This window comes from Streptomyces sp. NRRL F-5126, from assembly GCF_000721265.1.
Taxonomy (GTDB): domain Bacteria; phylum Actinomycetota; class Actinomycetes; order Streptomycetales; family Streptomycetaceae; genus Streptomyces.
Map to the genome: position 1 here is coordinate 1 of NZ_JOFZ01000086.1, position 416 is coordinate 416.

Below are 416 nucleotides of genomic sequence, written 5' to 3' on the forward strand. Positions count from 1 at the left end.
CGGCCTGACCGCCACCTCCCTCGCCTGGGGCCTATGGCAACAGACCAGCACCATGACCAGCCACCTCGACACCACCGACCACGCACGCATCAACCGCACAGGCATCACTCCACTCACCACCGACGACGCCCTCACCCTCTTCGACCACGCCCTCAGCGCTCCGCAGGCCCACCTCCTCACTGCCCGCCTCAACCCCGCAGCCCTCCGCGGCAACCCACTCCTCAGTCAGCTCACCCAGCACACCATCCGCCGCACCGCGCACACCACCACCCAGACCCAGACCACCACACTCATCGAGCGCCTCGCCTCCCTGCCCACCGAGGAACAACACGCCGCGCTCCTCGACACCGTCCGCCTCCACATCGCCGAAGTCCTGGGCCACTCCAACCCGGCCACCATCCAGGACCGCCAGGCAT

The 416-nt window shown here is 68.8% G+C and carries 1 protein-coding gene; it reads left to right on the forward strand.

All coding sequences use genetic code 11. The annotated features are described in order from the left end of the window. Positions 1-52: 52 nt before the first annotated feature. Positions 53-416: hypothetical protein (locus tag IH48_RS33980; protein ID WP_158710405.1), on the forward strand; the 364-nt coding region annotated here is incomplete at its 3' end.